Consider the following 8,152-nt stretch of genomic DNA (forward strand, 5'->3'; position numbering starts at 1 on the left):
AAACTGACGGCTGACGGCTGACGGCTGACGGCTGACGGCTTAAAGCCTACAGCTAAACTTTCATACACACATATTTTTCTTCGAGGTATTCGTCGAGCCCTTGATGGCCGCCTTCTCTCCCTAGGCCTGATTGTTTTACACCACCAAAAGGCGCAACGGGGTTGGAGATCAGCCCTTCATTAATACCCACCATGCCATATTCTAATGCTTCACTCACGCGGTAGACTTGCTTGATATTTTGGCTATAAAAATAAGCGGCCAGGCCATACGGCACATCATTGGCAAGGGCGAGTACTTCGGCCTCTTCATCAAATGGGATAATACTAACTACCGGGCCAAATACTTCTTGGTGGTAAATATCCATTTCAGGGGTAACACCCGTTAAAATAACAGGTGCTTGAAAGTTACCCCCTAATTCTTGGACATCATTTATTTGAGTCGCGCCTTTGTGTTTTGCATCACTCAGCAAGTCTTGAACCTTTTGTTTTGCTTTGGCATATATCAGCGGACCAATATCGCAGTCGTCGGCAAAACCGCTGGCGACTTTTAATGAGTTTACTTTTTCATTGAGCTTTTTAACCACCTCATCTAACACATTGCGCTGCACAAAAATGCGGTTAGCTGCAACACAAGTTTGCCCAGCATTTCTAAATTTAGCGCCCATCAGGCCTGTAACGGCTTCATCTAAATCAGCATTATCAAAAATAATAAATGGCGCATTGCCACCGAGCTCCATTGATGTACGTTTAATTGTTGAGGCACATTGCGATAGTAACTGCTTACCCACACCGGTTGAACCGGTAAAAGTAAACTTACGAACAACCTCAGATTCTGTTAGCAGTTCACCGACCATTTTAGCATTTTCAGAAACCAGTACATTAAAGGCGCCTTTTTCAAAGCCCGCTTGATCTGCTAAATAAGCCAATGCGAGAGCACAAAGCGGCGTATGTTCTGAGGGCTTTAATACAAAACTACAGCCTGCGGCATAAGCTGGGGCTACTTTGCGAGTCACCATGGCAATAGGGAAATTCCACGGTGTTATACCAGCCACAACGCCAATTGGTTGCTTAAAGCTCGTTAAACGGTGTTGATTGTCGGTCGGTGGGATCACATCGCCATAACTGCGTTTTGCTTGTTCAGCAAACCATTTAATAAAACCGGCACCGTACTCTACTTCACCAAGGGATTCTTTGAGCGGTTTACCCTGCTCTTTTGTCATCAACTCGGCAAGGGTTTGTTTGTGCTCTATAACTAATTCGTGCCAACGCATTAATACTTCACTTCGCGAAGAAGGATTAGTCGATTTTAGTTTAATAAACGCACCGTGAGCTGCGTCAATAGCTTGTTGTACGCCAGCTTGGTCAACATCACTAACTGAAGCAATCGCTTTATCTGTCGCGGGGTCAGTTACATTAAAGTGAGAATCTGCTGGGTAAAACTCACCGTTAATAAATGAATCAGTAAATATAAGATGTGACATAGAAATCCCTCCGATGTGTAACTATCAGCTATCAGCTATCAGCTTAAAATAAAAAAACCATGCTTGTTAAGTCAAGCATGGTTTTATCTCTATACTGACGGCTGACGGCTGACGGCTGACGGCTGACGGCTCAAAGCTTACTGCTTTAAATCAATGCTCTTCATTAACGATATTGAGATTGTATTTTGGTATTTCAACCACAAGGTCTTCATCTTTAATGATTGCTTGGCAGCCAAGACGTGACTCAGGCTCTAAACCCCACGCTTTATCTAGCATGTCGTCTTCTAAGTCATCGCTTTCATCTAGCGAGTCAAAACCTTCGCGAATAACTAAGTGGCACGTTGTACACGCACATGATTTTTCACAGGCGTGTGGAATACTGATACCGTTTTTTAAAGCAACGTTAAGTACCGTTTCACCTGTTGGCCCTTCGATTGCTGCGCCGTCAGGACATAATTCCGGATGGGGAAGAAAAATAATTTGTGGCATTCTAACCTCTTTAAACGTTGTCTACTGACTGCCCTTGCAGTGCTTTTTTAATCGATGCATCCATTCTTCTTTCAGCGAACACGCTACTGGCGTTATCCACTTTTTCAATGGCTGCTTTAATATCACTTGGCTCAACGGCTGACTCACGAATAGCAGCGAGCGCAGCTATTTCAGTTTTTAACATACTAAGCTCTGCTTCATCAAGCAATTGGCTATCTGTAGCTAGTGACGCTTCAAGTGCTTCAATAACACGCAGCGCTTCTACTTGCTGCTCTTTGAGCATGCGTGCTTGCATATCATCTTTGGCGTTTGTCATTGACTCCTTTAGCATATTTGCTACTTGGTCATCTGATAAACCAAAAGACGGTTTTACTTGAATATCAGCTTGTACACCAGTCGACTTTTCCATGGCTGACACACTCAGTAAACCATCGGCATCCACTTTAAAGGTGACCCGAATATGCGCTGCACCAGCAGCCATTGCAGGTATGCCTTTTAAGCTAAATTTAGCTAATGAACGACAATCATCAACCAGCTCACGCTCGCCTTGTAGCACATGCAATGACATGGCTGTTTGGCCATCTTTGAATGTGGTGAATTCTTGTGCACGTGCAACAGGGATTGTGGTATTGCGTGGAATAATTTTCTCAACCAGGCCACCCATGGTCTCAAGACCTAGCGACAAAGGGAGAACATCGAGCAATAACATATCAGAGTCTGGTTTATTACCTACCAATACGTCAGCCTGCAATGCTGCACCTAAGGCAACAACGCGATCTGGGTCAATCGAAGTTAGTGGCTCTTTATTAAAAAACTCAGCGACTTGATTACGTACAATCGGCATACGAGTCGAACCACCGACCATAACCACCTGTAATACTTCATCATTAACAATGCCTGCATCTTTAACTGCACGACGACATGAACGCAGTGTTTTTTTGACTAGCGTCATTGCCAGTTCTTCAAACTTTTCGCGGGTGACTTCAACCATGTATTTTTCGTCGCCAAACTCAAGACCAACATTAACTTTCGCGTATTGGCTCAACGCTTCTTTACAGGCTTTAGCTTTATTGATGAATAAACGAAGTACTGAAGGCGATAAGTTCGTTACACCTGTTTCACGTTTAAAGTGATCAACTAGTAATGAGTCAAAATCGTCACCACCTAAGCTTGAATCACCACCGGTTGCTAATACTTCAAATACGCCTTGGTTTAAACGCAGGATTGAGATATCAAAGGTGCCGCCACCTAAGTCATAAACAGCAATAATGCCTTCTTGACCCGAATCTAAACCGTAGGCCACAGCTGCTGCTGTTGGTTCGTTTAATAAGCGCAGTACATTGATACCAGCAAGCTCTGCCGCATCTTTTGTGCTTTGGCGCTGTGCGTCATCAAAATAGGCAGGTACGGTGATCACGGCACCTAAAATATCTTGCCCTGCAAAGCTTTCTTCTGCACGTTGTTTAAGTGCTTTTAAAATATCACTAGAAGCAGTGATTGGACTGATATTACCTGCTGCAGTGTTGATCGCTAAAGCGCCATCATGCTCGCAAAAATCATAAGGTAATTGGCCGTAGCTTTGTTGTATTTCTGTTTGAGTTTTGCCTAAAAAGCGTTTCACAGAGATAAGCGTATTTGCTGGGTCTTGCGTAGCGGCTTGCGCTGCGTACTCACCGACTGTCACACTATCAGCTTGATAACGTACTACTGAAGGCAACATAGCAGCCCCAGCCACATCGGTTAATGTGCGTGCTTCACCGCTTTGTACCGTCGCGACTAATGAGTTGGTTGTACCAAGGTCGATACCAATGGCTAACTTATGTTCATGTGGTGCCGCGCTCTGCCCCGGCTCAGCAATTTGCAATAATGCCATAATGCTCTTTTAACTCGCTTTTACTTACTTTAATCAGTAAGTTAAAAAATTAATCGTCGAATAAACTGTCTTCAATACGTTCTAGTTCATCACGTAATTTATAAACAAACTTAAGCTTACGAATGTTATCTGCCGCTAGCTGCCATTGCTGTTCATCATCACTTGCCAGCTGTGCTGCAAGTTGTGCACTGTATTGACTATCGAGTTGTTTTATTTGCTGCTCAAACTGGTTAATGGCTGCATCTGGATCACTACTTGAGCTTAACTCTTCAAGCTCTTCACGTAGTTCCATTTGTTGCATTAAGAATAGCGGGTCTTGCAGGGTTTGTTGTTCAGCACGAATATCAACACCAAGCTCACTTAGCATGTATTCGGCACGTTTTACCGGGTGCTTAAGTGTTTGTAGTGCATCGTTAATTTCAGCAGCATTTTGCACTGCTAATAATTTGTCGCGGCTACTGCTATTTGCGTGTCGGTCAGGATGAACGGCACGTTGTAGCTCTAGGTAGTTTTTATTGACTGTGGCCAAATCAATTTGGTAATCAACAGGTATTGCAAACAACTCAAAATAGCGCATTATCAAACCATATAAATTTCAGATAGAACAAAGCCCTACAGGTGCAGGGCTTAAGAATACAATTGCAATGAGCGATTAAACTGTGAAGCTTTCGCCACAACCACACTCATCAGCTTGATTCGGGTTTATAAACTTAAACCCTTCATTCAAACCTTCTTTGGTGTAATCAAGCTCTGTACCATCTATGTATACTAAGCTTTTAGCATCAACGATTACTTTTACCCCTTGGGATTCAAATACTTCGTCGCCTTCAGATAAATCGTCTACAAACTCAAGAACATAAGCAAGACCTGAACAGCCCGTCGTTTTAATGCCAACGCGCAGGCCTAGGCCTTTACCGCGATTTGCTAAAAATGATTCTACGCGGTTTGCTGCCGCATCTGTCAATGTCACTGCCATGGTTATCTCTTACTTCGCTTGTTTACTTTTGTAATCTGCAATTGCTGCTTGGATAGCGTCTTCTGCTAAAATCGAACAGTGAATTTTCACTGGCGGTAACTCAAGCTCAGCACTGATATCAGTGTTTTTAATCGTTGCAGCTTCGTCTAATGTTTTGCCTTTCACCCACTCTGTTACCAGTGATGAAGATGCAATTGCACTACCACAACCATACGTTTTAAATTTAGCATCTTCGATGACACCGGTATCAGATACTTTAATTTGTAGCTTCATCACGTCACCACATGCTGGTGCGCCAACCATACCGGTTGCTACTGATGGATCGCTTTTGTCTAAAACACCTACGTTACGTGGGTTTTCAACATGATCAATTACTTTATCACTATACGCCATAATACTATCCTCACTACCTGCTAGTGGGTGTGCCCATCAATTAATGATGTGCCCACTCAACTGAATCTAAATCAACACCTTCTTGATGCATTTCCCATAAAGGAGACATCTCACGTAAGCGACCGATAGAGTTTTTCATTAAATTGACGGTATAATCAATCTCTTCTTCGGTGGTAAAACGGCCAATGCTGAAACGAATTGAGCTATGTGCTAGTTCGTCATTGCGGCCAAGCGCACGTAATACATAAGAAGGCTCTAAGCTTGCTGATGTACAGGCAGAACCTGATGATACAGCAATATCTTTAACAGCCATTAATAACGACTCACCTTCAACAAAGTTAAAGCTGATGTTAACAATTCCTGGTACTGATTGGTCTTGTGCACCGTTGAAGTACACTTCATCCATATCAGCCATAATGCCATCAATTAAACGCTTACGTAGCGCACTGATGTGAGCATGATCTTTTTCAAAATCTTGTTTTGCAATTCTAAATGCAGCACCCATACCAACTAACTGGTGAGTTGCTAAAGTACCAGAACGCATACCACGTTCATGACCGCCACCGTGCATTTGCGCTTCAAGGCGAGCACGTGGTTTACGACGAACGTACAACGCGCCAATCCCTTTAGGGCCATATACTTTGTGTGCTGAGAGCGACATAAAATCAACTTTAAGCTGTTGAATATCGATTAATACTTTACCTGCACTTTGCGCTGCATCAACATGAAACATGATTTTGCGCTCGCGGCACATTTCGCCAATTGTCGCGATATCTTGAATCACACCTAGCTCGTTATTCACGTGCATGATGCTCACTAATACGGTGTCTTCACGCATTGTTTGCTCAAGCTTTTTAAGGTCGAGTAAACCGTTTTCTTCAACATCTAAATAAGTTACTTCAAAACCTTGACGCTCAAGCTCGCGACACGTGTCGATAACAGCTTTGTGCTCAGTTTTAGCGGTAATTACATGCTTACCTTTCTTTTTGTAAAACTGTGCAGCACCTTTAATTGCAAGGTTGTTTGATTCTGTTGCGCCCGACGTGAAAACGATTTCACGTGGATCTGCATTAATTAGGTCAGCAATATCAGTACGCGCCTGATCGATTGCTTCTTCAGCTTGCCAACCAAAACGGTGTGAACGTGATGCAGGGTTACCAAAATTGCCATCCATTGTTAGGCATTGCATCATTTCTTTTGCAACACGCTCGTCAACTGGCGTGGTTGCTGCGTAATCTAAATAAATCGGTAACTTCATTTCTATCTCCGCTGGCGCCAACTTATAGTTGACAGCTTACTTGAATATTTTCCAATTGCTTAATTGCATTATTAACGCTGTTATCTTGGCGAGATGCGACTTCTTTAACGTCGGATTTCTCAACCAATTCAGCAAGGGTAATACCATTTAAAAAGTCTTCAATCCGCGTGCTTAAGTCTGACCATAATGTGTGGGTCAAACAACGCATGCCACTTTGACATCCGCCTGTTGCGCCGTGACAGCGCGTTGCATCGACTGATTCATCAACGGCGCTTATCACATCGCCGACTGAAATTGTGCTTGAGTCGCGACCAAGTAAATAACCCCCACCTGGACCACGCACTGAACTTACTAAACCATTTTTACGTAAACGGGCAAATAATTGTTCAAGGTATGACAAAGAAATTTCTTGTCGTTCTGAAATATCGGCAAGGGGTACGGCACCTACATTTGCATGTAGTGCAACATCGAGCATAGCTGTAACGGCATATCTGCCTTTTGATGTTAACTTCATAGAGCCCCCGCACAAAAGAGTGCAAATTTTAATTACCAGAGTAAAATAGTCAAGTATTATCTTAGAAGCTATCAGCTATCAGCTATCAGACAAACTTCAATACCCGACCTTTTTGGTCAAGTATTGTGTTCATTGTAATTACCTGAGTAATTTAGTCAAGTATTAGTGCTTATAACTTTCGCTTATTTTATAGACTTGTTTATTGACGTTAGAATGCCGCGTAAAATATTCATCTCAGCGTCTTCTGGGCGTGCTCGGTTGAATAAACGACGCAACTTGGTCATAACGAGACCAGGATGCTGTTTAATAATAAAGCCGGTGTTATGCAGTGTTTCTTCTAGGTGGTCGTAAAATAACTCGGTTTGTTTTGAGCTTGGGTATACCGCTTCGTCTTCTTCAACTTTTTTAGGTTGTTGATTTAAAAATGCCATACGCGTTTCATAACACAGTGTTTGTACCGCCATTGCTAAGTTTAACGAGCTGTATTCTGGATTAGCAGGAATACACACATGGTAATTACAAAGCTGTAGTTCTTCATTAGTTAACCCGCTATTTTCACGACCAAATACTAACGCAACAGGACCATTTACAGCCTCATCGACAAGCTTTTCACCACATTCACGTGGCTCAACCATAGGCCAAGATAAAGTACGTGAACGCGCACTTGTACCAATGGTAAGCGCACAATCTGCAATAGCATCTGCAACGGTATCAACAATTACCGCATTACCTAGGACATCAGTAGCACCGGCAGCGAGTGCACTGGCATGACTATCAACTTCACACGCTGGATCAACCAAATAAAGCTTTGATAAGCCCATGGTTTTCATTGCACGTGCTGCAGAACCAATATTACCTGAATGCGAGGTGTTTACTAAAACAATACGGATGTCATCTAAGATCATTGCGGTGTTACTTAACTCATACAAAAAATTGGCAGGAATTGTAGCACAGCTATCAGCTATCAGCTATCAAATTTTATTTTTGCCTTGAGGGCTGTCAACATTTTTGATAATTCAATGGTTTCATTTATCCACTGAGCGCCTATATTAATATCTATGTAACTAATGTCCATCCCAATATAAATCTGTGTTCTTGCTTCTGCTAGTGAAGATCTAGAAATATCTAAAAATCTAAGCCGTTCTTTGTTACTCTCACGAGTCATTCTT

Annotated in this window: 10 protein-coding genes; all 10 read right to left on the minus strand. The window is 42.6% G+C overall.

The features are described 5' to 3' along the window. Positions 1 to 52: 52 nt before the first annotated feature. Entirely contained in the window at positions 53 to 1,480 is a 1,428-nt protein-coding gene (locus C7Y70_RS15180) for an NAD-dependent succinate-semialdehyde dehydrogenase (protein ID WP_135475610.1), read from the minus strand. A 150-nt stretch (positions 1,481 to 1,630) separates the two neighbouring features. Next, complete coding sequence (gene fdx / locus C7Y70_RS15185; RefSeq protein WP_099296824.1) at positions 1,631 to 1,969, minus strand: ISC system 2Fe-2S type ferredoxin; 339 nt, start codon at positions 1,967 to 1,969, stop codon at positions 1,631 to 1,633. A gap of 10 nt (positions 1,970 to 1,979) precedes the next feature. Continuing rightward, complete coding sequence (gene hscA, locus C7Y70_RS15190) at positions 1,980 to 3,842, minus strand: Fe-S protein assembly chaperone HscA (protein WP_135475612.1); 1,863 nt, start codon at positions 3,840 to 3,842, stop codon at positions 1,980 to 1,982. Positions 3,843 to 3,891: 49 nt separating this feature from the next. Then, complete coding sequence (hscB, locus tag C7Y70_RS15195; RefSeq protein WP_099296826.1) at positions 3,892 to 4,419, minus strand: co-chaperone HscB; 528 nt, start codon at positions 4,417 to 4,419, stop codon at positions 3,892 to 3,894. Positions 4,420 to 4,494: 75 nt separating this feature from the next. Beyond that, a complete protein-coding gene (gene iscA / locus C7Y70_RS15200) occupies positions 4,495 to 4,818 on the minus strand; it encodes an iron-sulfur cluster assembly protein IscA (protein ID WP_058560437.1) in 324 nt (107 codons plus the stop codon). Positions 4,819 to 4,827: 9 nt separating this feature from the next. Further along, the gene (gene iscU / locus C7Y70_RS15205) at positions 4,828 to 5,211 is read right to left on the minus strand and encodes a Fe-S cluster assembly scaffold IscU (RefSeq protein ID WP_135475614.1); all 384 of its coding nucleotides are present in this window, start codon (positions 5,209 to 5,211) and stop codon (positions 4,828 to 4,830) included. A gap of 40 nt (positions 5,212 to 5,251) precedes the next feature. Next, positions 5,252 to 6,469: an IscS subfamily cysteine desulfurase gene (locus tag C7Y70_RS15210; protein WP_135475616.1), complete on the minus strand. Its 1,218-nt coding sequence runs from the start codon at positions 6,467 to 6,469 to the stop codon at positions 5,252 to 5,254. Positions 6,470 to 6,491: 22 nt separating this feature from the next. Further along, positions 6,492 to 6,983 carry a Fe-S cluster assembly transcriptional regulator IscR gene (gene iscR, locus C7Y70_RS15215; RefSeq protein WP_099296828.1) on the minus strand — a complete coding sequence of 164 codons (492 nt, stop codon included), beginning with the start codon at positions 6,981 to 6,983 and terminating at the stop codon, positions 6,492 to 6,494. Between the two features lie 182 nt (positions 6,984 to 7,165). Next, entirely contained in the window at positions 7,166 to 7,888 is a 723-nt protein-coding gene (trmJ, locus tag C7Y70_RS15220) for a tRNA (cytosine(32)/uridine(32)-2'-O)-methyltransferase TrmJ (protein ID WP_099296829.1), read from the minus strand. 59 nt (positions 7,889 to 7,947) lie between these two features. Next, the coding region (locus tag C7Y70_RS15225) for a four helix bundle protein (protein ID WP_135475618.1) at positions 7,948 to 8,152 on the minus strand (205 nt) is incomplete at its 5' end.

The sequence above is a fragment of the Pseudoalteromonas sp. KS88 genome, from assembly GCF_004766475.1.
Classification (GTDB): Bacteria; Pseudomonadota; Gammaproteobacteria; order Enterobacterales; family Alteromonadaceae; genus Pseudoalteromonas.